The 23028-nt window shown below is 65.5% G+C and carries 21 protein-coding genes, 1 tRNA gene and 2 pseudogenes; 11 read left to right on the forward strand and 13 right to left on the reverse strand.

The features are described from left to right. The first annotated feature begins 2072 nt into the window (after window positions 1-2072). Both D6C00_RS11970 and D6C00_RS16765 read left to right on the forward strand, forming a co-directional pair. A complete protein-coding gene (locus D6C00_RS11970) occupies window positions 2073-2909 on the forward strand; it encodes a molybdopterin dinucleotide binding domain-containing protein (protein ID WP_158675402.1) in 837 nt (278 codons plus the stop codon). Next, window positions 2872-3018, forward strand: a complete 147-nt coding sequence (locus tag D6C00_RS16765; RefSeq protein ID WP_158675403.1) for a (2Fe-2S)-binding protein — start codon at window positions 2872-2874, stop codon at window positions 3016-3018. The genes D6C00_RS11970 and D6C00_RS16765 overlap by 38 nt, the downstream gene beginning before the upstream one ends. A 64-nt stretch (window positions 3019-3082) precedes the next feature. On the opposite strand, the gene D6C00_RS11980 is transcribed toward D6C00_RS16765, so the two are convergent. From D6C00_RS11980 to D6C00_RS12025, 11 genes and pseudogenes are all read right to left on the reverse strand, one after another. After that, window positions 3083-3646 carry a lipid-binding SYLF domain-containing protein gene (locus D6C00_RS11980; RefSeq protein ID WP_125181921.1) on the reverse strand — a complete coding sequence of 188 codons (564 nt, stop codon included), beginning with the start codon at window positions 3644-3646 and terminating at the stop codon, window positions 3083-3085. A 51-nt stretch (window positions 3647-3697) separates the two neighbouring features. Then, window positions 3698-4150, reverse strand: coding sequence for a hypothetical protein (locus D6C00_RS11985; RefSeq protein WP_125181922.1), 453 nt, complete (start codon window positions 4148-4150; stop codon window positions 3698-3700). Next, the gene (locus D6C00_RS11990; RefSeq protein ID WP_125181923.1) at window positions 4096-4356 is read right to left on the reverse strand and encodes a hypothetical protein; all 261 of its coding nucleotides are present in this window, start codon (window positions 4354-4356) and stop codon (window positions 4096-4098) included. The genes D6C00_RS11985 and D6C00_RS11990 overlap by 55 nt, the downstream gene beginning before the upstream one ends. Before the next feature lie 151 nt (window positions 4357-4507). Further along, window positions 4508-5773: a TIGR03790 family protein gene (locus D6C00_RS11995; RefSeq protein WP_241546861.1), complete on the reverse strand. Its 1266-nt coding sequence runs from the start codon at window positions 5771-5773 to the stop codon at window positions 4508-4510. 126 nt (window positions 5774-5899) lie between these two features. After that, entirely contained in the window at window positions 5900-6517 is a 618-nt protein-coding gene (locus tag D6C00_RS12000) for a YbgA family protein (protein WP_125181924.1), read from the reverse strand. Window positions 6518-7086: 569 nt separating this feature from the next. Next, on the reverse strand, window positions 7087-7545 hold the full coding sequence (locus D6C00_RS15820) for a ferrochelatase (protein ID WP_206609559.1): 459 nt from the start codon (window positions 7543-7545) through the stop codon (window positions 7087-7089). Window positions 7546-7936: 391 nt separating this feature from the next. Next, window positions 7937-8140, reverse strand: a pseudogene (locus D6C00_RS16770) (hypothetical protein); the annotation flags it as partial. Window positions 8141-8800: 660 nt separating this feature from the next. Further along, window positions 8801-9421 (reverse strand): response regulator, encoded by a 621-nt coding sequence (locus D6C00_RS12010; RefSeq protein WP_158675404.1) that lies wholly within the window; start codon window positions 9419-9421, stop codon window positions 8801-8803. 548 nt (window positions 9422-9969) lie between these two features. Next, a complete protein-coding gene (locus D6C00_RS12015) occupies window positions 9970-12828 on the reverse strand; it encodes a valine--tRNA ligase (protein ID WP_125181926.1) in 2859 nt (952 codons plus the stop codon). 110 nt (window positions 12829-12938) lie between these two features. Next, window positions 12939-13367: a DNA polymerase III subunit chi gene (locus tag D6C00_RS12020; RefSeq protein WP_125181927.1), complete on the reverse strand. Its 429-nt coding sequence runs from the start codon at window positions 13365-13367 to the stop codon at window positions 12939-12941. Window positions 13368-13716: 349 nt separating this feature from the next. Then, window positions 13717-15219 (reverse strand): leucyl aminopeptidase, encoded by a 1503-nt coding sequence (locus tag D6C00_RS12025; protein ID WP_125181928.1) that lies wholly within the window; start codon window positions 15217-15219, stop codon window positions 13717-13719. 201 nt (window positions 15220-15420) lie between these two features. Here D6C00_RS12025 and lptF point away from each other — a divergent pair, with 201 nt between their 5' ends. Together lptF and lptG are read left to right on the forward strand one after the other, a co-directional pair. Then, window positions 15421-16506 (forward strand): LPS export ABC transporter permease LptF, encoded by a 1086-nt coding sequence (gene lptF, locus D6C00_RS12030; RefSeq protein WP_125181929.1) that lies wholly within the window; start codon window positions 15421-15423, stop codon window positions 16504-16506. After that, a complete protein-coding gene (gene lptG / locus D6C00_RS12035) occupies window positions 16503-17567 on the forward strand; it encodes an LPS export ABC transporter permease LptG (RefSeq protein ID WP_125181930.1) in 1065 nt (354 codons plus the stop codon). The genes lptF and lptG overlap by 4 nt, the downstream gene beginning before the upstream one ends. A gap of 97 nt (window positions 17568-17664) precedes the next feature. On the opposite strand, the gene D6C00_RS12040 is transcribed toward lptG, so the two are convergent. Next, window positions 17665-18102 (reverse strand): RDD family protein, encoded by a 438-nt coding sequence (locus D6C00_RS12040; protein WP_125181931.1) that lies wholly within the window; start codon window positions 18100-18102, stop codon window positions 17665-17667. Window positions 18103-18242: 140 nt separating this feature from the next. Here D6C00_RS12040 and D6C00_RS12045 point away from each other — a divergent pair, with 140 nt between their 5' ends. From D6C00_RS12045 to D6C00_RS12055, 3 genes are read left to right on the forward strand one after another with little or no spacing between them, the layout of a single operon-like run. Then, window positions 18243-18599 carry a DUF2173 family protein gene (locus D6C00_RS12045; protein ID WP_125181932.1) on the forward strand — a complete coding sequence of 119 codons (357 nt, stop codon included), beginning with the start codon at window positions 18243-18245 and terminating at the stop codon, window positions 18597-18599. Between the two features lie 48 nt (window positions 18600-18647). Beyond that, window positions 18648-18986: a DUF2173 family protein gene (locus D6C00_RS12050; RefSeq protein ID WP_241546862.1), complete on the forward strand. Its 339-nt coding sequence runs from the start codon at window positions 18648-18650 to the stop codon at window positions 18984-18986. 9 nt (window positions 18987-18995) lie between these two features. Further along, the gene (locus D6C00_RS12055) at window positions 18996-19328 is read left to right on the forward strand and encodes a DUF2173 family protein (protein ID WP_125181933.1); all 333 of its coding nucleotides are present in this window, start codon (window positions 18996-18998) and stop codon (window positions 19326-19328) included. A 22-nt stretch (window positions 19329-19350) separates the two neighbouring features. Here the strand turns inward: D6C00_RS12055 and D6C00_RS12060 are convergent. Then, window positions 19351-19426: transfer RNA gene (locus D6C00_RS12060), tRNA-Glu, on the reverse strand. Window positions 19427-19541: 115 nt separating this feature from the next. Here D6C00_RS12060 and pcnB point away from each other — a divergent pair. From pcnB to panB, 4 genes and pseudogenes are all read left to right on the forward strand, one after another. Continuing rightward, on the forward strand, window positions 19542-20867 hold the full coding sequence (gene pcnB / locus D6C00_RS12065; protein ID WP_241546863.1) for a polynucleotide adenylyltransferase PcnB: 1326 nt from the start codon (window positions 19542-19544) through the stop codon (window positions 20865-20867). Beyond that, window positions 20860-21378 (forward strand): 2-amino-4-hydroxy-6-hydroxymethyldihydropteridine diphosphokinase, encoded by a 519-nt coding sequence (gene folK, locus D6C00_RS12070; protein ID WP_125181935.1) that lies wholly within the window; start codon window positions 20860-20862, stop codon window positions 21376-21378. Before pcnB ends, folK begins: the two co-directional genes overlap by 8 nt. Window positions 21379-21410: 32 nt before the next feature. Beyond that, window positions 21411-22061, forward strand: a complete 651-nt coding sequence (locus D6C00_RS12075) for a deoxynucleoside kinase (RefSeq protein WP_125181936.1) — start codon at window positions 21411-21413, stop codon at window positions 22059-22061. Window positions 22062-22090: 29 nt separating this feature from the next. Beyond that, window positions 22091-22860, forward strand: a pseudogene (panB, locus tag D6C00_RS12080) (3-methyl-2-oxobutanoate hydroxymethyltransferase). Window positions 22861-23028 lie beyond the last annotated feature (168 nt).

The following is a 23028-nucleotide window of genomic DNA, read 5'->3' on the forward strand; positions in this document are numbered from 1 at the left end:
TTTCCGGGACCGTGGAGACGCGGGGTCTTTGCACTCAGAGACCGATGCCCCCCGCACCAAGGGTGAACCCTCTTGTCCAGGGCTCGTCCATGGGCGGCGGGTGGCATGTCCGCTGCACGACTGAACATTCACCTGGACAGACGGCGAGGCGGTGGTCGCGCCTGCGAGGCTGTTGCCGCCAGCGATCCCGGCGGCTGGGGGAGGGCTCAATTCCTGTCGCTGCAGCCTCAGACCGGCTTGTCCAATCGATGTGAGCATCAGGACGGGGCCGTCGGTTACGGTCTCGTGATCCAATGGATCTCCCTGTGCCGGACCAATGCGATCGATACAAACCTGTCCCTACTGCGGCGTCGGCTGCGGGTGTGGCGCGACACCGCAGGCGGACGGCGTGGTCAGTGTCCCGCCGGCGACCGCCTCACATACGCCAATCGCGGGACGGCTGTTGTTTGTTCGAAGGGCCGCCGGCGGCCGAGACCCTGATCTGGCGGGCGCCTTGCTGTATCCGGCGATAGCGGGCGGCGCTGCGAGGGAGACGGCGCTGGATACGGTGGCGAGGCGTTTCAGTGACATCCGCCGGCAGTACGGCCCGGAGGCGGGCGATCGCCTTTTTATGTTTTGAGGGGCAGTGCGCCCGAGGATTACTACGTTGCAAACAAGCTATGAGGGGCTTCCATCGGTTCGGCCAACATCGCAACACCAACTCGAGGCCTGTTGAAGTCCCTCCGCGGTGGCGGTCAAAGCGCGCCTTCGGCCCGACACCGTACCGGGCTGTTGTTACGAGGCCTGGGACCTGTCGGATCGATTGGTCATTCGTCGGGCTCCAATATCGCCTGGTGTCACCCCGTGCTGTTTCAGCGCATCGCCAGGGCCAGACGCGAGCGGCCCGGCCTCAAGGTCGTGGTGATCGATCCCCGGCGTACCGCCAGTGTGATATTCGGGCCTGCATCTGGCGATCCGTGCCGGGAACCGACACTATGCTGTTAAACGGGATGCCTGCAGTTTCTCGCCGATGTCGGACCGCCATGACGACGACTTAATCGCCAACCAACCCCGGGGGTGAAGCCGCCTGCGCCCGGAGAGGAGCGCCCGGCCTCGTCGCTGACGGTGATCGCCGATCGCTCCTGATGGCCTCGAGGAGCCGACCTCAAAGCAGTTCTACCGATCTGTTTGCCGATCCGGAGCGCACCGTTACCTGTATTCCAGGGGGTGAAGCAGTCCTTCTTGCGGGTTACCGACAAGGTCAAACGGGCATCATCCAACTGCCATTGCTGGACTCGGGCGCATCGGCCGGCCCGCTCGGCTGGTCCCTTCTCGTGACGGTCAGCCAAACGCCAGGGCGGACGGGAAGTGGTTGGCCTGGCCAAACCAGTGGCCGGCTCACATGGCACTGGACACCCGCAACACCGCGACTGCGTGCACGGTTTTGGACAGTCCGTTCATTGCCGATCAGACCGGGGTCTGAAGGCGGGGAGCTGTTGTTCGATGCCTGTGGCAGACGGCAGGGTCAGGGCAGTTGTGGATCATTGGCGGGACCAATCCCGCAGTCAGTTATGCGGATGCGTGCTGTGCGGCCGCGTCTCGAGGCGATGCGAGTTTCTGGTGGTTCGCGGACTTGTGTCCGGAACGGATTACCACCGTCCATGCCGACGTACTGCTGCAGGCGCTGCCGGGGCGAGGACAGTCCGGCACCTTGACCAATTCCGGAGTCGCATTCACGCCAGCGTGCCTTTCTGCCCGCGGCCCGGGGAGGTCAGAGCCGACTGGTGGATCATCCACCCGGCTGGCGCAGGCGCTGGGTTCGGCGCGCCTTTCCCCTATACCTCGCCCCGCGGACTCTTCGCCGTCCCCGAAACCGCCCGCCCTGTCCGGGGGGTGGGACTTTGGAGACAGCCGGCAGCCGCGGGCACTTCGATATCAGTGACTCGGTCGTTGGAGCTGAGTCGAAAAACGAGGCGCTGCGAACCAGGCAAATGGCCGTTGCCGGCCGAAACGGCCACGGTACATCGCGGCTGTTCGCGCAGGGCGGGTTCCATACCGCCAGCGGCAGGGCGCAATTCGTCCCGGTGACCTTTGTGCATCCGGTCAATGCCTCTGATCCGGAATATCCGCTGGTGCTCAACAGCGGTCGGGTGCGCGATCACTGGCATACCATGACCCGCACCGCCAAATCACCGCGGCTGTCCCGGCATACGCTGGAGCCCTGCCTGGAGGTGCATCCGGCCGATGCGATGGCTTATGGGATCCCTGACGAGGGACTGGCGAAGGTCACGAGCCGCTGGGGCGAGGCGGTGCTGCGGGTCCGGGTCAGCCGGGATCAGCGCCAGGGCAGTGTCTTCGCCCCCATTCACTGGAACGGCCGCCATTCCAGCCTGCCGACAGTCGATGTCCTCATCAATCCCGAGACCGATCCGGTGTCCGGACAGCCGGAGTTCAAGCACACCCCGGTGAGGATAGAGGACTGGCGCCCGCAGTGGTTCGGATTCATTCTCACTCGCAACGTCCTGGAGATGGAGGCGGCCGGCTACTGGTGCCGGGCGCGCATTGCCGAGGGACTGTGGCGCTACGAGATCGCCGGTCGTCCGGGGCAGGGCTGGGAGGCACTCGTGACTCCCCTGCGAGCCGCCACGGGCGACGGCGAGTGGGTCGAGTTTTCCGACCCGGCCGCGGGACGCTACCGGGCCGCGCGCCTGGCGGACGGCTGTCTGGACCTGTGTCTGTTCATCGGCCCGGATACCGCGCTGCCGGCCCGGGACTGGCTGGGCGAGCTGTTCGACAGGCCGGTCCTGGACGCAACCGATCGCGGGACACTGTTGAGCGGCGCGCCGGCCGGGGCGGTGGAAGCGGCGGGCCGGACCGTCTGTGCCTGCTTCGGTGTCGGGCCTGCGCACGCTGGAGGCGGGCATTCGTGAACATCGTCTCACCAGTGTCGAGGCCATAGGCAAGCGGCTGAAGGCGGGAACCAATTGCGGTTCATGCGTGCCGGAACTGCGCCAGTTGCTGGCGGAGGGCGCCGGCTGATCAAGCGCATGCCGGATGTCCGGATCGGACGTATCCAGGGCCGCGCGTCCCGGATACGGTAGGCTCATTTCCCCGCCGGTGTGAAACTGAACTTCTGTCCGCCGATGGAGGCCTCGTACATCAGCCCGCCCTTGGCCAGGGTGAACACGGCCACGCCGTTGCTGTAATCGGCATCGGCCGAGGCACCGGCGGTGGCGGCCACCGCCGAGGCCTGGGCGCTGAACTCGAAATTGCCCGAGGCGAAATCATCCAGTGTGGTCTTGTCCTTGAAGAAAATGATCTCCCGGTAGGCCTGGCCGCCGAGCTGGAAGCCGACGGTGAGCTGGGTCAGGGTGACGGTGCCGATGACGCGGCCGCGCTCGAGCACCTGGCCTTTGCCGTAGGCACCGCCGATCCCCATGCCGCCCTTGCCGACGGTGGGGAAGACGGCATAGCCGTGGGCCCGGTCGAAGAACACCTGCATGCTCGGGTCCTTGTTCTTGAAGGCGGCGATGGCCTCGCGCACCTTTTCGTCATTGCCCGGCTGATCCGCGTCCTTTTCCCCGGCCAGCGGGTTCCAGCCGGAATGGACGGGATAGCTCAGTGCAAACAGGGTGATCAGGGAGAGCGATTTCAACAAGGCGTTCATGATGTCCCTCATGTCTCATGATTGGCTCATTACTGTGGTGCCCGGTCACTGTCATGCCGTGCAGAAGGTATCGATCCGCTGGATCTTGCGCCGGTGCCACAGACGGTAGAAATGACGCAGCTCACGGGTGACGCGGTGGCCGTGACGGGGACGCAGGAAGCGTTCATACAGGGCGCGGCAGTACCGTTTGGCGTGATGATTGGCGGCGCTGTAACGCTGGTGTTCGTCGCGCTCGAGCTGAGCGTCGTAGCGCACCCGTTCGAACAGCAGGGGGTGCAGCTCGTCCGGGATGCCGCCGAGCTGACGGGCGAACAGGGCCGCGGCCAGGCAGTACTTGTCCACCTCTGCCTGCAGTTCCATCTCCAGCTGCGAGATGGGGCGGTCGTGGCCCAGGTTCCAGGCCAGGTAGACGAAGTGGCTCACGCCTTCCAGTGCCGTGAAGAATTCGTTCAGGTTGCCGCGATGCAGCGAGTGCAGCGGATCCTGGGCGCGCAGGCGCTCCACGATGACCTCGTGCAGGTAGAGGGGAAGACGTCAACATCCTCGCCGGACTGCTCGATCAGGAGTTTTTCGGGGATGTCCCGCGGCCGCGGGCTACGGTCGAGCAGGGCGGCCAGACGCCGGTCGGTAATGAGGAAATCCTCGACATCCAGCCCGATGTCGATCTCGTAGAGCTGTTCCAGCAGGGACTGTAGATAGCGCAGCTGCATGGTCTGTACCCCTTTGGGGAGATAGCGGCAGTCTCCGTGGATTATTAATGCACAACCGCGGGCGGGTGTGAAGCCGGGCTGCGGACCCCAGGGTGTCCAGCCGTCTTGCCGGGTTACGCTGCGCCAGTCCGATCAACAGAGCTGCACTGCACTATTCTTCAGCGATCGGCTGCAGCCGGTAGACGAGCCGGTCCAGCTTGGGCAGCCTGAAGCGCTGCTGACCGGCGCTGGCGCGGAGCGTGAAGTCCTCCGCCCGGTAGGGACCGATACGGCTGGGGGCGCTCAGCAGCCGATAGTGACCGGCGCCGAGCTGGGCGCTCTCCAGCAGCCAGTGATCACCGGCATCGAGCAGCCGATAGCCGCTGTAGGGCGCGGCCAGTGGTTCGCCGATGAAGATCCCTTCACCCGGCATGGCCACGCTCTTCCAGTAGGCCTCGAGCAGAGTCGCGCCCTGCAGATAGTAGGCCATCAGGATGCCTGGATTGGGGAACTTGCCGAGGAAGTTGCAGGGTTCCTTGACCGCGCCGAAGCTGCCGGTCGCTCCGGCCTCCAGCCAGCGCAGCGCGCTCATCTGCCAGCCGGCCGTGAGCTGGCCGGCGCCCGAGGTGAGGTGATCGGCGATGGCGCCGGGGAGGAAACCGAGTGTGTCCAGGCCCTCGACCCGCTTCTGCCCGGTGAAGTAGAACAGCACATCGTCGCGGTCGTACAGGTGATCCTGCTGCAGTATCTCGATCTGCAGGTGTTCGTCGAACACGTCGCGGATCCGTGGAAAGAGGGCGGCGCGGATGGTGCGCGCCTTGTCCGAGGTGTCCAGCAGGTAGGCCGTGCCCGTCGGCCAGGTGCCGTCGCTGGCAATGCCGCGGTCGATCAATGCCTTCGCCTGTTCGAAATTCAGCGCGGCAATGGACAGGGTCGGGCGGATGCCGTGGTCCTGCCAGGGCATTACGCTGGGGCTGTTGTAATACTCGCCGCTGGCAGTCGGGGTGCATTTGCTGCCGCGCTCCGAGCACCACTTTTCATCGAATTCACCATGGGCAAAAGCGGTGGTGATGGACATGCATTTGACGCGATACGGCTCCACCCAGGTCAGGGCATAGGCCTGCACATGATCCGGTGTCTGCGCCCTGACCCGGATCTGGATGGCGGCGAACTCCCGGTCGCCGATCTGCTTGCGGCCGGTCGGGATGCGCACATGGATCAGGTTCTCCTCGGGGATGCCACGGGCCTGCCGGTAGTACTCGGCGATGCGCACGCTCAGCGGATCCTCGTCGTTGACGATCACGCCCAGTTCCTGCGGCAGGATGCGGGCCTTGGGCAGAAGCAGTTCGGGCGGCGCCTGTGCCAGCAGGGACGGATGCATGCAGGCCAGCAGCACTGACAGCAGGATGCTCAGAATCTGTCGTTTATTACTCCTCACTCCTAACTCCTAACTCAGTATCGTAGGTCGGATTAGCCCGAAGGGCGTAATCCGACGTCAGCCATTGAGCTGTCGGGTTACGCTGCGCAAACCCGACCTACGAGACGTCTCACTCCTCACTCGGACTCAGTAATAACTGCGCAGCTTCAGCTCCTCCGGACACATATGCAGGTAGGTCTGGTTGGCGACATAGTCATGCGGGAACCGGCGGAAGTGATGGTTCAGCAGGGTGACGGGCACGATGCGCGGCACCCGGCCCAGCCGGTAGGCGTCGATCAGCTCCAGCAGCTCCTGCTTGTCGTCGCCATCGAGATGTTGCTTCAGGTAGCCCATCAGGTGATGCAGGACGTTGGTGTGGCGTTTGACCGTGGCGCGCACCTGCAGCGCGGCCATGAATTTCTCGATATAGGCATCGGCCAGCGGCCGGATCGGCCCCTTGCCGGCACCGGCCACCAGCTGGCCGAGTTCCCGGTAATGCTGCGGGCCATGCGCCATCAGGGCCAGCTTGTGCCGGGTGTGGAAATCGACCAGGGCGCGGGGGGTGAGCCGCTGCCGGTTCAGTTCCTGCCAGCGGCGCCAGGCGAAGACCCGCTCCAGCCAGTTGTCGCGCAGCATCGGGTCGCCCAGACGTCCCTCCTCCTCACAGGGCAGCAGTGGATGGGCGGCCATGAATTCGCGTGCATACAGGCCTACCCCCCGCTGCTCACGCCGCCCTTGTCGGTAGTAGAGCTTGACCCGCTCCATGCCGCAAGCTCGGGGAGGGAAGAGGAGCCGGTGAAGCGTTCACGCGCGATGCCTGTTTCGCGGACGGACCGACCAGTGTGGTCCGGTACAGCGAGAGCGCGGCTTGAGCCACCCCGACACGCCCGGGTGGCGGCCGGCGCGCCCCACCGGATGGTCGGCGCGGCACCCCCAGCCGAGGCTACCCGGGACAGACGCGGGATAACTCGAAGACTCGCCCACGTGCCCAGGATGTAGTTGGTCCTGCTTGGGATTGGCATCGAGCGCACCCCGCGGCCCCACCAGGCGCTGTGATCCGATGCGGAGGGGCAGGGGGTGTGGTTTTCATCGTGCGCATGTGCATCTCTCGTTAAAAGGTTAGAGCGCCACGAATAACGGAAGGCACGGACAGTATTAAGGAAAATCATACAGATTCGGCCTGACACTTTACCCGTCTTCCCCTGCAGGCGGGATCCAGATACCGCTGTGGTCCGGGATCCCCGCCTGCGGGGATGAAGAACGGCGGGTTATGAAAACCGCGATTTATGGCAATAATTTGGCTGGGAAACCTTTAAATAAGTTCTGTCTTTCCGTTATATATTCCGTGGCGCGCGTGAACTCATTCTCTCGACCGCACCCACATGCCGGGCCCGGCGCAGACGGGCCTGACGCATGGTGGCGTAGGCCTCGCTGCTCCAGTTGCCGGCCTCGGGCCAGCCGCTGACCTCGTTGCATACGATCTGGCTCAGGGCCTCGATGTGGTCGGTACGCTCGTTCAGTGCCGGGATGTACTCGAAGCGTTTGCCGCCGTGCTCCAGGAACAGGGCCTTGTTCTGCATCTGGATCTCTTCGAGGGTTTCCAGGCAGTCGGCGCTGAAGCCGGGACAGATGACCTGCACCCGCTCCACGCCGGTTTCGGCCCATTCCCTGAGAGTGGCATCCGTGTAGGGCTTGAGCCATTCCTCGCGACCGAAGCGCGACTGGAAGGCGAGCTGCCATTGCTCGTCGCTGAGATCCAGCGCCTCGGCCAGCAGGCCGCGGTCTTGTGGCACTGGCAGTGATAGGGGTCGCCCTGGTCCAGGTACCGCCGCGCGACCGTGGAAGGACTCAGCATCCGTGCGCACGCGCCCGGCGCGGCCCGTGCTCAGCGCACGCTGGCCGCCAGGGCCTCGATGTAGGCGTGCTGGTCGTGATAATGAGTGACGAAGCGCAGTCCGGGCACCCAGCGCCAGCGCTTGAGCACGGCGGCCAAGGCAATCGAAGGTCGAAAGGCGGTGGTGGGCCGAAATACGGGGATAGAGCGGCAGCACCATGTGCGCCGTGCAATTGGCCTCGCCGCAGCTCTCCATGGCTCGGCAATGGACGGCTCGACTTAGCGCATGCCGGGCTGACCTTGACCGGCCCGGGCAGGCGGGCCAGCAGATGGGACTCCAGCGCCTGGCGCTGGCGCCGGGCGATGCTGAGCAGGGGCGAGCCGTCCTCCTCCCAGACCGAGGCGTAGGCGTGGGCCACCTTGCCGGGGCGGATGCGCAGGATCACGCGCGTGCAGGGATCACCACCACAGAGGGGCGCGGTATCTCCACCACCCGCGGATCCCACAGGAACTCGGCCAGATACCTGGCGCACGGCCCTTCGGGGGGGCGCCATGGGTGCCCAGGTTGGGGATCAACAAGCCCGCCGCTCGTCGCGTCGTGGTGGCAAATCGGTCTCGCCGGGTAACGGGTCTTCATGGGATTCCTGACCTGCGCTGTTCAGGGTATATACCCAAGTGACCGGGCCGGCACAGCGTCCCGCGGAGGATGAGAGGGGGGTCGGCGGCCCGGTTCAGGTCGAGCCGAGTCGAGAATACGAGAAACGCTCCTGGTCGCCATCGCGGGGATCGGCCAGCAAGTACTGTATCTTGCCCGACCGTGGTTCGTGCCGGGCGTGAAAAGGCTTCCAGGCGGCGGGGACGAAATGGCTGCGCTGTGCTGGTCCATGAAGCTGAATCGCCTCGTGCGGGGTCCCAGGCGTGCTTGTAGGTCCGGCGCGATGTCAGTGCATCGTAGACTCCGGCCACGGCAACGATGCTGGCCGCCAGCGGGGATTTCTTGCCCGCCGTACAGCCGTTGGGTAGCCGTGCCGTTGAACTTCTCGTGGTGGACCAGGGGATGACCGCGCCATCTGCAGGAATTGCGAGGGGCCTGGGTCCCTTGAGGATTCGTAGCCGATGACCCGTGTTGCGTTTCATGATCTCGAACCACGGCGCGGCAGCTTGCCCGGATTTAGCAGGATATCGGTACCGGGATGCCGATCTGGCCGATGTCATCATGGGCCGCGTCCAGCTTCGAGAGGATGATTTTCGCAGTCCCTCGCGTGACAGTCCAGCCCCTCGGCAATGAGCCGGGCGTACTTGGCCATGCGGATGACGTGATTGCCGGTTTCCTCGTCGCGGTACTCGCCGGCCTTCGCCAGCCGCAGCAGGGTTTCCTGTTCGCGTATCCGGACCGCGCTGGTGGCTTCGGAGACCTGCTTCTCCAGCCAGTGATTGCGGTCGCGGATGATCTTGTGCTGACTGAACTGGGTGAGCAGGTTGCGGCAGCGGACCCGGCATTCGACATGATCGATGGGTTCCATCAGCGAGTCGGTGGCGCCGGCGTCGAGGGCGGAATAGCGGGCGTACTTGTCGTTGAGCTCGGTGAGGATGATCAGGGGCAGGTGGGCACAGTTGGGCAGTTCGCGGACCCGGCGGATGAATTCCACGCCGGTGATCTCCGGCAGATCGTACCGGGTGATCACCAGGTCGGCCGCATGCCAGGTCAACCACTGGATGGCCTCATGCGGATTCAGGAAGGCCTCCACGCGCATCTGATGCTGGAAGGTATGGGCCAGCTCGGTCAGCGTGGTACGACTTTCTGACTGGTCGTCGACAATCAGAATCGTTGGCATCGTGTTTCCTGTGCCGGTTTTTCTTATATGGCTCCCCGGACGCCCCCTTACTGCCTGCGTCTGATCCATGGGGAAACCTGTGTTTCCTTCCCTGTGCCGCTTGTTAGCGGGTACTCCTCCCTCGGCCTGTGAAGAATACGAGATATCTATTTGAAAATGCAACCCATAGATAAATCCTTATCCAGGCAGGAAAGGATAGCGACAGGAAGCCACTGATACTTGAATGAAAAAACGCCGCGGGCCTGGTGTCCTGTCACACGTCTAATGACGCCTTCAGCGAGGCGAGAAACGGCCAGGTGCAAGGCGCTTGCCCGCCGGGGTAGCCACTCTACCTCAAGGGCAAGTAACGCCGCAGATGGCCGCTTATCGCCTCGCCCGAAGGGAGCCCCCGAGCGGCGCCAGTGCGGCGTTGCAGCGCGTTGACAAGGGAATGACCCTTGCCGGCGCGCTGCGTCTTGCCCTGACGCCGCTCGGGGGCTCTGAAGGCGTCATTAGACGTGTGACAGGACACTAGTGGCGGCGCGGCGTTCGGCAGGGCGGATGCCGGTTCACAGAGAGGCGATTTTTTCCTTCTGCGCCCTCAGGTTGGCCAGCGCGCTCCGGGTCTCCTCGGCCTTTTCGCGTTCCTTCTGCACCACGGCCTCGGGGGCCTTGCTGATGAAGTTCTCGTTCTCCAGCTTGTTCGAGACCCGTTCGAGCTCCTGCGCCTTTTTCTCGATTTCCTTCGTCAGGCGCTCCAGCTCGGCGGCCTTGTCGATGAGCCCGGCCAGCGGGATCAGAACCTTCATTTCACCGACCAGGGCAGTGGCGGCCTCGGGTGGCTCGGTGCCCGCCTCCAGCGGGGTGATGGATTCGGTGCGGGCCAGGAACTCGATGTAGTGCCGGTTGGCCGTCAGCCGCGCGCGGTCCTCAGCGGAGCTGTTCTCCAGCACCACCGGCAGCGGCTGGGAGGGTTTGAGGTCGTAGCCGGAGCGGATCTTGCGCACGCCCAGGATGAACTGCATGACCCAGTCCATGTCCTCGATGGCGGCGGTATCCATCAGGCCGTCGTCCGGTTCCGGGAAGGGCTGGCGCATCACGGTCTCGCCCGCCACCCCGGCCAGCGGAGCGACCCGCTGCCAGATCTCCTCGGTGATGAAGGGCAGCAGGGGATGGGCCAGGCGCAGCAGAGCCTCCAGCACCTGCACCAGGGTGCGGCGGGTGCCGCGCTGTCGGGCCGCGGGGCTGTCCGGGTTGTTCAGTACCGGTTTGGACAGTTCCAGGTACCAGTCGCAGTATTCGTTCCAGGTGAATTCGTAGATGGCCTGGGCGGCATGATCCAGCCGGTAGGTCCGGATCGACTCGATCACCTCCTGTTCGGCCTGCTGCAGCCGGGCCAGAATCCAGCGGTCGGCCACCGTGAGTTCAACTTCTGTATTCCCGAGCTGGCCGCAGTCCCGGTCCTCGGTGTTCATCAGCACATAGCGGGCGGCGTTCCACAGCTTGTTGCAGAAGTTGCGGTAGCCCTCGATGCGGCCGAGGTCGAAATTGATGTCGCGCCCGGTGGAGGCGAGCGCGGCGAAGGTGAAGCGCAGGGCGTCGGTGCCGAAGGCAGGGATGCCGTCGGGGAAGTCCCGCCTGGTCTGCTGTTCGATCTTTTTCGCCATCTGTGGCTGCATCAGTCCGCGGGTGCGCTTCTCCACCAGGGCGTCCAGACTGATGCCGTCGATCAGGTCGATGGGGTCGAGCACATTGCCCTTGGACTTGGACATCTTCTGGCCGTGGGCGTCACGCACCAGGCCGTGGATGTAGACCTCGCGGAAGGGGACGTCCTGCATGAAGTACTGGCCCATCATCACCATGCGGGCGACCCAGAAGAAGATGATGTCGAAGCCGGTGACCAGTACGGAAGTCGGGTACCAGGTCTGCAGTGCCTCGGTGCGCTCGGGCCAGCCCAGGGTGGAGAAGGGCCAGAGCGCCGAGGAGAACCAGGTATCGAGCACGTCGCTGTCCTGCTCCAGTGCCACGTCCTCATCGAGCTTGTACTTCTCCCGCGCCTCTTGCTCGCTGCGGGCGACATAGCCGTTGCCGGCCTCGTCGTACCAGCAGGGGATGCGGTGGCCCCACCAGATCTGGCGCGAAATGCACCAGTCCTGGATGTTGCGCATCCATTCATAATAGGTGTTCTTCCAGTTGTCCGGCACGAAGCGGATGCGGCCGGACTCCACCGCCTCGATGGCCGGCAGGGTGATGCGCGCCCGGCCGCCGGGACGGCCGTCGGCCTGTTCGTCGCGGGTGAGATCCACGAACCACTGGTCGGTGAGATAGGGCTCGATGACCACGCCGGAGCGGTCGCCGCGCGGGACCATCAGTTTGTGGTCGTCGATCTTCTCCAGCAGACCGAGTTCCTTCAGGTCATGGATGATGGCGTCGCGCGCCTCGAAACGGTCCAGCCCGCGATACTTCTCCGGGCCGTTGTCATTGATGGACGCGTCCACGGTGAAGATATTGATCAGCGGCAGGTCATGGCGGCGGCCGACCTCGTAGTCGTTGAAGTCGTGCGCCGGGGTGATCTTGACGCAGCCGCTGCCGAATTCGGGGTCGACGTAGTCGTCGGCAATGACGGGGATCTCACGGCCCGTCAGCGGCAGGGCGATGGTTTTGCCGATCAGATGCCGGTAACGCTCGTCCTCCGGATGCACGGCCACGGCGGTATCGCCCAGCATGGTCTCGGGCCGGGTGGTGGCCACGATGAGATAGTCCTCGCCGGCCGTTCCCGGCGTCCTGCCTCCCACGGCACTCGCACGTCCCTGTGCAGCGTCGGCCAGGGGATAGCGCATGTGCCACATATGGCCCTGCTCCTCCTCGGAGACGACCTCCAGGTCGGAGACGGCGGTGTGCAGCACCGGGTCCCAGTTCACCAGCCGCTGGCCGCGGTAGATCAGGCCGTCCTCGTAGAGCTGCACGAACACCTCGCGCACGGCCTCGGACAGCCCTGCGTCCATGGTGAAGCGCTCGCGCGACCAGTCCAGCGAGGCGCCCATGCGTCGCAGCTGGCGGGTGATGGTGTTGCCGGACTCATTCTTCCATTCCCAGATGCGCTCGATGAAGGCCTCGCGGCCCAGGTCGTGGCGGGTCCTGCCCTCGGCATTGAGCTGGCGCTCGACCACCATCTGGGTGGCGATGCCGGCATGATCCGAGCCGGCCTGCCACAGGGTGTTGTCGCCGCGCATGCGGTGGAAGCGGGTCAGGGCATCCATGATGGTGTCCTGGAAGGCGTGGCCCATGTGCAGGCTGCCGGTGACGTTGGGCGGCGGGATCATGATGCAGAAGGGCGCGCCTTCGCCGCTGGGAGCGAACCAGCCCTTGGCCTCCCAGGTCTGGTACCAGCGCTGCTCGATGGCGTGGGGGTTGTAGGTCTTGTCCATGGATCCGACGTCTCCGGGCCGTTGCGGGCAAAGGCGGGATTATACCCGGCTCAGGGAAGCGGGTCAGGGCGGGGGCGGCGTTTATATCGCCGCCGGGGAACAGGGCAGCTCTACAGCTTGTGCGAGTGCAGGGGATAGCCGCGTTCCTGGTAGAAGCGGTAGCGCTCGCGGCCGCCGGCGAGCAGCTCCGGCTGCTGGTCGAGGACCTCGGCCAGGCGGGCGAAGCGGCTGAAGAAGGCCGGTACCTCCGGCGCCAGATTGATCAGCAGATCGGTGTGGGTCTCCGGTTCGCGGTCATGTCCGATCAGGATCGGCGGCGGAAATTCCCCGGGGTCGGCGTCGGCCAGGGCATGGGGCAGGAAGCTGCCGGCGCGGAAGGTCCAGAGCAGTTCGTCCAGTTCCCGGGCCGCGGCCTCGGAGCCGGTGTGGATGTAGATCCGGTAGTCCTGCTGCCAGGCCTTCTCCGCCAGCCTGCAGGCGAACAGGGTCCGTTCGCGCTCGGCGGCCTGGGACAGGATGTAGAAGTCGATGCGGGTCATGTTGCAGTTGTCGGGCCTGGTTAAAACCTCAACGCAGAGTCGCAGAGGCGCAAAGCACGCAAAGGAATTGATGCGGGCGAGACAAATCCGAGGCTCAGTTTGAGTGTATCAGGAAGCGGTCGGAAATGCGGTTTACACCAACGTAAAGATACCGTCATTCCCGCGCAGGCGGGAATCCAGTGACCGCAGCGATGTCTGGATTACTCGCTGCGCTCGCCCTTCTACCCTGAAGGGCATAAAGGGCCGCCCTGCGGGCGTTCAACGCGCTCCGCGCTTTTGTCCGGCCGTCGCCGGGATGACGGAATTTGCGGTGATTTCCATGCAGCCTCTGCGCCTTCGCGTTGAAAAGCTATTTCTCCGCCACCCGATCCAGCAGATACTGCGTCAGCAACGGCACCGGGCGGCCGGTCGCGCCCTTCTCCTTGCCCTGTTTCCAGGCCACGCCGGCGATATCCAGGTGGGCCCAGTGATACTTCTTCGTGAACCGGGACAGGAAGCAGGCGGCGGTGATGGTGCCGGCCTCGCGGCCGCCGATGTTGGCCATGTCGGCGAAGTTGCTGTCGAGCTGGCTCTGGTAGTCGTCCCACAGCGGCAGCTGCCAGGCCCGGTCGGAGGCGGCCTCGCCGGCCTGCAGCAGATCATGCGCCAGCGAGGGCTGGTTGCTGAGCAGCCCGGCGGCATGGCTGCCCAGGGCGACGATGCAGGCCCCGGTCAGGGTGGCGATGTCGATGACCGTGTCCGGCTCGAAGCGTTCGGCGTAGGTCAGGGCGTCGCACAGGATCAGCCGGCCCTCGGCGTCGGTGTTGAGGATCTCGATGGTCTGGCCGGACAGGCTGGTGACGATGTCGCCCGGCTTGATGGCCTTGCCGCTGGGCATGTTGTCGGTGGCGGGGATGACGCCGACCACGTTGATCGGCAGCTGCATCCGGATAACCGCGGCCAGGGTGCCCAGCACGCTGGCGGCCCCGCACATGTCGAACTTCATCTCGTCCATGGCCGCGCCGGGCTTGAGCGAGATGCCGCCGGTGTCGAAGGTCACGCCCTTGCCCACCAGCACCACCGGCTTGTCGCCCTTCTTCCCGCCCTGGTACTCCAGGGTGATCAGCTTAGGCGGCTCCTCGCTGCCCTGGGCCACGGCCAGCAGGGCGCCCATGCCGAGCTTCTCCATGTCCTTGCGATCCAGCACTGTGGCTTTGGCCTTGCGCTTGCCCTTGGCCTTGGCCAGTTCGCGGGCCTGGTCGCCGAGGTAGGTCGGGGTGCAGATGTTGCCGGGCAGATTGCCCAGCTCGCGCGCCAGGCGCACGCCGGCGGCGATGGCCTGGCCCTCGGTGATGGCGGCCTCGGCCGTCTGGGTATCCTTCTTGTCAGTCACGCCCAGGGTGAGCTTGCGCAGTGGGCGGCGGATCTTGTCCTTTTCACTTTTCAGCTGATCGAAGACGTAGAGCGCGGCCTCGGTTGCCTCGACGATCTGGCGCAGCTTCCAGTGCATGTCCTGGCCCTTGACGTGCAGGTCGGCCAGGTAGCTCAGGGCATCGCTGGCGCCGGTCTCGTTCAGACGCTGGGCGGCCGCGGCCACCGCGCTGCGGTATTTGGCGGTGTCGAGTTCGCGCTCCTGACCGCAGCCGACCAGTAGCAGGCGCTGGCAGGCGGTGCCGGGGACATCGTGCAGCAGCAGGGTCTGGCCGCACTTGCCGTCCATGTCGCCGCGCTTGAGGATGTTCTTCAGATAACCGCCGGCGGCCTGGTCCAGGCTGCGGGCCACCGGAGACAGGCGCCGGGATTCATACACGCCCACGACCAGGCAGCCGGTGCGCTGTTTTTCGGGACTGCCGCTTTTGACGCTGAAATCCATAGTCGTCTCCACTCGGGTTGGGATGGCGCCGATCCGGGCCATGAGACTGCCTCGGCGCCCGTCCATTGAATCTGGTCCTGCCGGGTTCGTGGGCGGTATGATGCGTTGACCGCGTACATCGCCGCCGTTTTGATCCGGCCCAGTCTACTGGAAGCGATGTGAATTTACACCGGGTCAAACCGGTTCTTCCGACGCCGCCTGATGCTGTCAGTCCTCGATCGCTATCTGCTCAAGGAGGTCATTGCCAACTGGCTGGCGGTGATGCTGGTGCTGTGGGCGATCGTGGTCACCAACCGCCTGGTGCGTTATCTGGGCGAGGCGGCGGCCGGCGAGCTGGCCGGCGGCATGATCCTGACCCTGGTCGGGCTCAAATCAGTCGCCTATCTCGCCACCCTGGTGCCGCTGTCGCTGTATCTCGGGGTGGTGCTGGCTTTGGGTCGCCTGTACCGCGACAGCGAGATGGCGGCCCTGGCGGCCTGCGGCGTGGGCTACCGGCAGCTGTACCGGCCGCTGCTGGCGTTGGCGGGACTGATCGCCGGCATTCTCCTGGTGCTGACCCTGCAGGTGGTGCCGCGTACTGCCGCGCTGGGCTACCAGATCGAGGCCGAGGCCCAGCATCGGGCCACCGTCGAGGCGGTCAGCGCCGGACGCTTCCAGGAGGCGCGCGGCGGGCGCATCGTCATCTATGCCCGCGAGGTGGCGCCCGATGCCAGTCATCTGCGGCAGGTGTTCGTGCGCAACCTGCAGACGGACCCTCCCATGCTGGTGACCGCCGAGCGGGCCCGGCCGGAGCGCGACCCGGATACCGGTGTGCGTTACCTGGTGCTGGAAGACGGTCAGCGCTACCAGGGCTTCCCGGGGGATCCGGTGTTCCGCATTCTGGAATTCGAGCGCCATGGTATCCGCATGGACGACAGCGCCCGCCCCGAGGCCCGGCTCAAGCATGACGCCGTCTCCACCCGTGCCCTGCTGGCCGGGGGCAGCCCGCGGGATCTGGCCGAGCTGCAGTGGCGCCTCGCCCTGCCGTTGGCCGCTGTGGTGCTGCTGGTACTGGCCGTGCCGCTCAGCCGCACCAGTCCCCGGCAGGGACGCTATGCCCGGCTGTTTCTCGCCATCCTGCTGTTCATCATCTACTACAACCTGCTGGGCACGGCCCGGATGTGGCTGGAGAAGGGGCAGCTGCCGGGTCTGATCGGCCTGTGGTGGGTGCATCTGCTGCCGCTGGCCGCGGCCGGGTGGCTGGTCCGGCAGGGGCGCCTCCGCGCCGGCCGGAGGGCGCCGGCATGAAGGTGCTGGACCGCTATCTCGGCCGGGTGGTGATCCTGGGCAGCCTGCTGGCGCTGCTGGTCCTGCTGGCGATCGATCTGTTCTTCGGCTTCATCAATGAGATCCAGGACATCGGCCGCGGCAACTACGGCCTGCGTGATGTGCTGATCTATCTTGGACTGAGCGTGCCCGGGCGCATCCACGAACTGTTTCCCATGGCGGCCCTGATCGGTACCCTGCTCGGGCTTGGCGGTCTGGCCTCCGGGCATGAACTGGTGGCGATCCGCGCCGCCGGCGTGTCGGTGGGCCGGATCGTGCTGGCGGTGCTGAAGGCCGGGCTGGTGCTGCTGGTGCTGGCCGGCGGCATCGGCGAATGGGTCGCGCCGGCGGCCGAGCAGATGGCGCAGCAGCATCGCAGCCTGGCCCAGAGCCAGCGCATCACCCATTACAGCCCCTATGGCTTCTGGGCCCGGGACGGGAATCACTTCATCCGCATTCGCGAGGTCCTCACCGACGGCCGCCTGGGCCGGATCGAGGTGTTCGAGCTGGGCGAACAGGGACAGCTGGTTGCGGCCCATCGGGCCGAGGAAGCGGTCTATGCCGATGGGCGCTGGCAACTGCAGGGTGTGGCAGGGGGGGTGATCGGCGAGCGCCGGCTGAGCCTGGTGCAGGACAGCCGGCTGGAACTGCAGACCCTGCTCGATCCCGCGCTGCTGAATGTGGTATTGATCGAACCCGCCAGTCTGTCCGCGCGCGACCTGTATCGTTATATCGAGTATCGCCGTCAGAACGCGCTGGAGACCGAGCGCTACGAGCTGGCCCTGTGGCAGCGGCTGGTCGCGCCCTTCACCTCACTGGTGATGCTGTTCCTGGCAGTGCCCTTCGTGTTCGGTCCGCTGCGTGACCGGGGGGGCGGCCAGCGGTTGCTGATCGGGGTGCTGGTGGGCCTGGGGTATTACCTGCTGAGTCAGACGCTGAGCCACACCGGTCAGGTCTACGGGCTGCCGCCCTCACTGAGCGCCCTGACACCGCCGCTGTTGTTTCTGGGCTGGGGGCTGGTCCAGCTGCGGCGGGTGAGGTAGATGTCTTGTCAGGCCGTAGGTCGGGTTACGCCTTTCAGGCTAACCCGAGCTACCTCCGACAGCCCTTGTCGTTCTTCCGTTCTTCGCGGCGAGGCAATCACCGCCTCTTCGGCAGCACCACGATCACGCTTTCCGAAAACCGGTCGTGCCAGGTCCGGTGGTCGCGATCCACCAGCAGCCACAGATAGCCCAGCCCGCCCGCCAGCAGCGACACCCAGGCCATCAGGTAGCGCAGCATGGCCTGGCCCCAGGAAATGGGCCGGCCGTCCCGGGACTGTACCCGCAGCCGCCAGGCGCGCATGCCCAGGGTCTGACCGCCGTGGATCCAGAACCAGGCAAAGAACACGAACAGCACCAGAAACAGGTAGGTCGTGAACAGGGGATTGTGAGCCGCGACCGCCTCGCCGCCGGTCAGCGGCAGCACCAGGGCGACGGCCAGGAACAACACCGCAGCGGCCAGCAGGCTGTCGTAAAGCATCGCGGCCAGGCGGCGCAGGAGTCCGGCTCGGGGCAGGTCGGCGTCAACAGGGTGCATGCGCGTGAACAGGGCCGGTAGAGGATATATTGTTATCAGAACCCCTGTTGCATCGCAACCGTGACACTTCCCGCGTTTTTGTGTAAACAGTGAAGTAGAAACACCATAAACAATTACAAAATAGCGATGAGGGAGGTGACATGTCTCTGGTAGCCGATCTGGCCGAGATGCCCGGAGTCATTGCCGCGGGTGAGTATTCCTATCGGGGCGACCGCTTTTCCTACAAGGGACAACTGAGCGAGGAACATGCCCGCATGGCCTCGATCATGTGTCGGGCCACCACCATGGGTGTGCACATGCAGACCGACATCCTGGCCAGCTTCCGTGCCAACACCGGGGTCGATCCGTCCCGCGGCTGGGTTGTGAAGGGACCGTACTTTACCGTCTGCGTGCTCTACAACGTCTTCTGCTTCCTGGACAACAGCCGTGGTTCGCTGAACGAAGTCATGACTCACATGAGCGAGTCCCTGGCGGATGCCACGGATGATCTCATCTGAATCCGCATGTTCCCATAAAAAACCCATACCACAATGCGAGGGGGATGCATGAACGACCTGAGCAAACTGATGCAGCTCGACGGAGCCCTGGCTGCGTTCTGTTTCAACGACCGCGGCGAGCTGGCCGAACACAATATCGCCGAAGGCAGCAATCTGGATGCCGAGGTGCTGGACCTGCTGGCCCACGTACTGGTGGCCAATACCGCCATCGCCACCATGCAGGCCCGCGGCTGGGAGAAGATGACCGGCCAGTCCGGTTTCTATCCCATCGAGGGTTTCACCATGGTCGGCTTCGACTGGTCGGCCGTGGCCCGCGGCAACTGCGGCGTGGTGCTGAAAAACGAGCAGGCCGACTACGAGGCGGCCTTCGCCGCGCTGTCGGCGTAAGGGGGCGGCATGCTGAGGCGATTACTTGCGCTCGACGGGGTCAATGCCATCTGCCAGTTCCGTGACGACGGCGCCTTCGTGGAAGGTTACGGCCTGCTGGACCAGCCGCAGATGGAACGTCTGGCACGCTTCGCGCTGGAGTACAAGCGCATCGTGCAGGGCAATGCCGATCAGCTGTCCATGTTCACCCAGATGCGCGGCTGGACGCCGCCGCGCGGATGGGTCGTGCGCGCCGCGCAGGGCACGGTGTGCAGCGTCGGCAACCTGGTCTGCCTGGTGGATACCGCGGAAGGCTCGATCAACGAGGTGATGCAGGAACTCAACGAGGCGGCGACCTATTGAGCCGACGACCGGAGAGAATGAATGGCGCTCCCTAGGGGACTCGAACCCCTGTTGCCGGCGTGAGAGGCCGGAGTCCTAGGCCACTAGACGAAGGGAGCGACGGCTTTCTGCGCCATGCGGGTCGCGGCGCAGGTGGTGTATTATACGCGGAGTCATCCGGGAAACAATCACCGCGGCCGCATCGTTCGCGCCGGGCGGGCCCGGCCGGTTGCATTGAAACAGAAGGATCCATCCACTATCAGCGCTCAGTCCCCCAACATCATCCCCCGCGGCGAACACGGGATCTCCCGTTCCCTGATCAGTCCCAATGCCCTCAAGGTGCTGAACCGGCTGCATCAGGCCGGGTTCCAGGCCTGCCTGGTCGGCGGCGGGGTGCGCGACCTGCTGCTGGGTCGCGAGCCCAAGGACTTCGATGTCGCCACCGACGCCACGCCGGAGCAGATCCGCCAGCAGTTTCGCAACTGTCGGCTGATCGGGCGGCGCTTCCGCCTGGCCCATGTACTGTTCGGGCGCGAGGTGATCGAGGTGGCGACCTTCCGCGCCGCCTCCGATCCGGAGACCGAGGACGAGGACGAGACCCAGGTCAGCGACGCCGGCCGGCTGCTGCGCGACAACGCCTACGGCAGTATCGAGGAGGACGCCTGGCGGCGCGACTTCACGGTCAACGCCCTGTATTACGATATCAGCGATTTCAGTATCCGCGACTATGTCGGTGGCATGGAGGATCTGCGCGCCGGCCGGCTGCGCATCATCGGCGAGCCCGAGGCGCGCTTTCGCGAGGACCCGGTGCGCATGCTGCGCGCGGTGCGCTTCGCCGCCAAGCTCGGTTTCACCCTGGACCCGGAGCTGCAGGCCCTGATCCCGCAGCTGGCGCCGCTGTTGCAGGACATCGCGCCGGCGCGCCTGTATGAAGAGGTGCTGAAGCTGTTCCACGGCGGGGTCGCACTCAACACCTTCGAGATGCTGCGCCACTACCACCTGTTCGCGCCCCTGTTCCCGCTCACCGAGGCGGTGCTGGCCGAGGAGGAGAATCACTTTCCGCATACCCTCATCAGCCATGCCCTGGCCAATACCGACAGCCGGGTGGCCGAGGGCAAGCCGGTCACTCCGGCCTTCATCTTCGCCGCCCTGCTGTGGGAGCCGATGCGCCGCGAGATGCCCGACCCGGACCAGCCCGACATGAGCGAGATCCAGGCCATCCAGATCGGCGGTGCGCGGGTGGTCACGCAGCAGGCACGGCATGTCTCCATCCCCAAGCGCTTCAGCCTGCCGATGCGCGAGATCTGGTCGTTGCAGCCGCGCTTCCTCCGCCGCCAGGGCCGCCGGGCCCTGCAGCTGCTGGAGCACCCGCGTTTCCGCGCCGCCTATGATTTCCTGCTGCTGCGCTGCGCCGCCGGCGAGGTGGAGCAGGAGCTGTGTGACTGGTGGACCGAGATCCAGGATCAGGCCCCCGAGGCGCGCGCCGAGCGGGTGGCCGCGGGCCGTCCGCGCAAGCGCCGCCGGCCCCGCAGGCGCAAGCCCCGATCCGAACATGGCTGAGATCGACGCCGCCACCGCCTGGGTCGGGTTGGGCAGCAATCTCGACGATCCGGTCGCGCAGGTCAGCCGTGCGCTGGGCGAGCTGTGCGGAATCGACCAGACCTACCTGCTGCAGGCCTCCAGTCTCTATGCCAGTCCGCCCATGGGGCCGCCCGATCAGCCCGAGTATGTCAACGCCGTGGCCGGTCTGCTCACCACCCTCACGCCAGAGGCGCTGTTGGACGCCCTGCAGGCGATCGAGCAGGCCCATGGCCGGGTACGCGCGGGGGAGCGCTGGGGGCCGCGCACCCTGGACCTGGACCTGCTCCTCTACGACGAACTGCGCCTGGAAACCGAGCGCCTGACGCTGCCGCATCCCGGCTTGCATGAACGTGCCTTCGTGTTGCACCCGCTGGCCGAGGTCGCGCCCGATCTGGTGATTCCGGGCCGCGGCACGCTGCGGGCGCTGCTGCGGGACTGTCCGGCCGGGGCGCTGAGGCCCATCGGCAAGGCCGGACCGGCTCAGGCATAATGCACATCAATCCTGAATACCGAACTGGAGTCATGCAGGAACAACGACCGGATTACATCGTGGTGGAAGGGCCGATCGGGGTCGGCAAGACCAGCCTGGCCCAGCGACTCGCCGAGAGTTTCGGCTGTGATCTGCTGCTGGAAGGCGCCGACGACAACCCCTTTCTGGAGCGTTTCTACCGCAACCCGAGGGAAGGCGCGCTGTCGACCCAGCTGTTCTTCCTGCTGCAGCGGGCCCAGCAGATGCAGGCGCTGCGCCAGGCGGACATGTTCCAGCCGGTGCGGGTGGCGGACTTCCTGATCGAGAAGGACCGGCTGTTCGCCCAGCTGACCCTGGACGAGCAGGAGTACCGGCTCTACGAGCAGGTCTACTCGCACCTGACGCTGGACGCGCCCAGACCCGACCTGGTGATCTACCTGCAGGCGCCGGTGGATGTGCTGCTCAAGCGCATCCACAAGCGCGCCCGGACGCACGAGCGCAACATCGACGCCGCCTATCTGGAGCGCCTGTCCGAGGGCTACATGCGCTTCTTCTATGACTACGAGGCCGCGCCCCTGCTGATCGTCAACGCCGAGCACATCGACCTGGTCAACAGCGACGAGGACTACCAGGCCCTGCTGGAGCAGGTGCACCGGGTCCGGCGCGGCCGGCACTATTTCAATCCCATGCCGGTGAGCCTGTGAGTACACGCACCCTGGAACAGCTGCAGGCCATGAAGCACGCCGGCGAGAAGATCGCCAGCCTGACCGCCTATGACGCCAGCTTCGCCCACTGGCTGGACGTTGCCGGCGTGGACATCGCCCTGGTCGGCGACTCCCTCGGCATGGTGGTGCAGGGCCATGACTCACCACCCGGCCGGTGACGGTCGAGCACATGGTCTATCATGCCGCCTGCGTGGCCCGCGGTTGCCACGCGGCCTACCGCGTCGTGGACATGCCCTACCGGAGCTATGACGACCCGGCCTCCGCTCTGGCCAACGCACGCCGGCTGGTGGGGGAGGGCGGGGCCATGATGGTCAAGCTCGAGGGTGGCTCCGCCGCGCGGCTGGAGGCGGTTCATGCCCTGGCCGCGACCGGCATCCCGGTGTGCGGCCACCTGGGCCTGCTGCCGCAATCGGTGCGCGAGCCGGGCGGCTACAGGGTGCAGGGGCGCGAGCCGGAGGCCGCGCAGCGGATACAGGACGAGGCCCTGGCGCTGGAGACCGCCGGTGCCGGACTGCTGGTACTGGAGGCCGTGCCCACCGAACTGGCCCGGCGTATCACCGAAGCGGTCGGCATCCCCGTCATCGGCATCGGCGCCGGCGTGCACTGTGACGGCCAGGTGCTGGTGCTCTACGATCTGCTCGGCATCACACCGGGCAGGCGACCCAGATTCAGCCGCGACTTCCTGCAGGGCGCCGGTTCCGTGGAGGCGGCAGTCAGGGCCTTTGTACAGGCAGTGAAGGTGGGCGAATTCCCGTCCGGGGCGGAGAGTTTCAATTGAATCCAGTTTCAACGCAAAGGCGCGAAGACACACAGACCGCAACGCGAATCCTGCCTGTAGGTTGGGCTTCGCTGTGCTCTGCCCAACCTGTGATTTATCAGAGAAACTTTTAAGTATCCTTGCGATCTCTGCGCCTTCGCGCCTCTGCGTTGAGGTTTTTTCGGTTTC

It is taken from the genome of Thiohalobacter thiocyanaticus (genome assembly GCF_003932505.1).
In the GTDB taxonomy this organism is placed as follows: domain Bacteria; phylum Pseudomonadota; class Gammaproteobacteria; order Thiohalobacterales; family Thiohalobacteraceae; genus Thiohalobacter; species Thiohalobacter thiocyanaticus.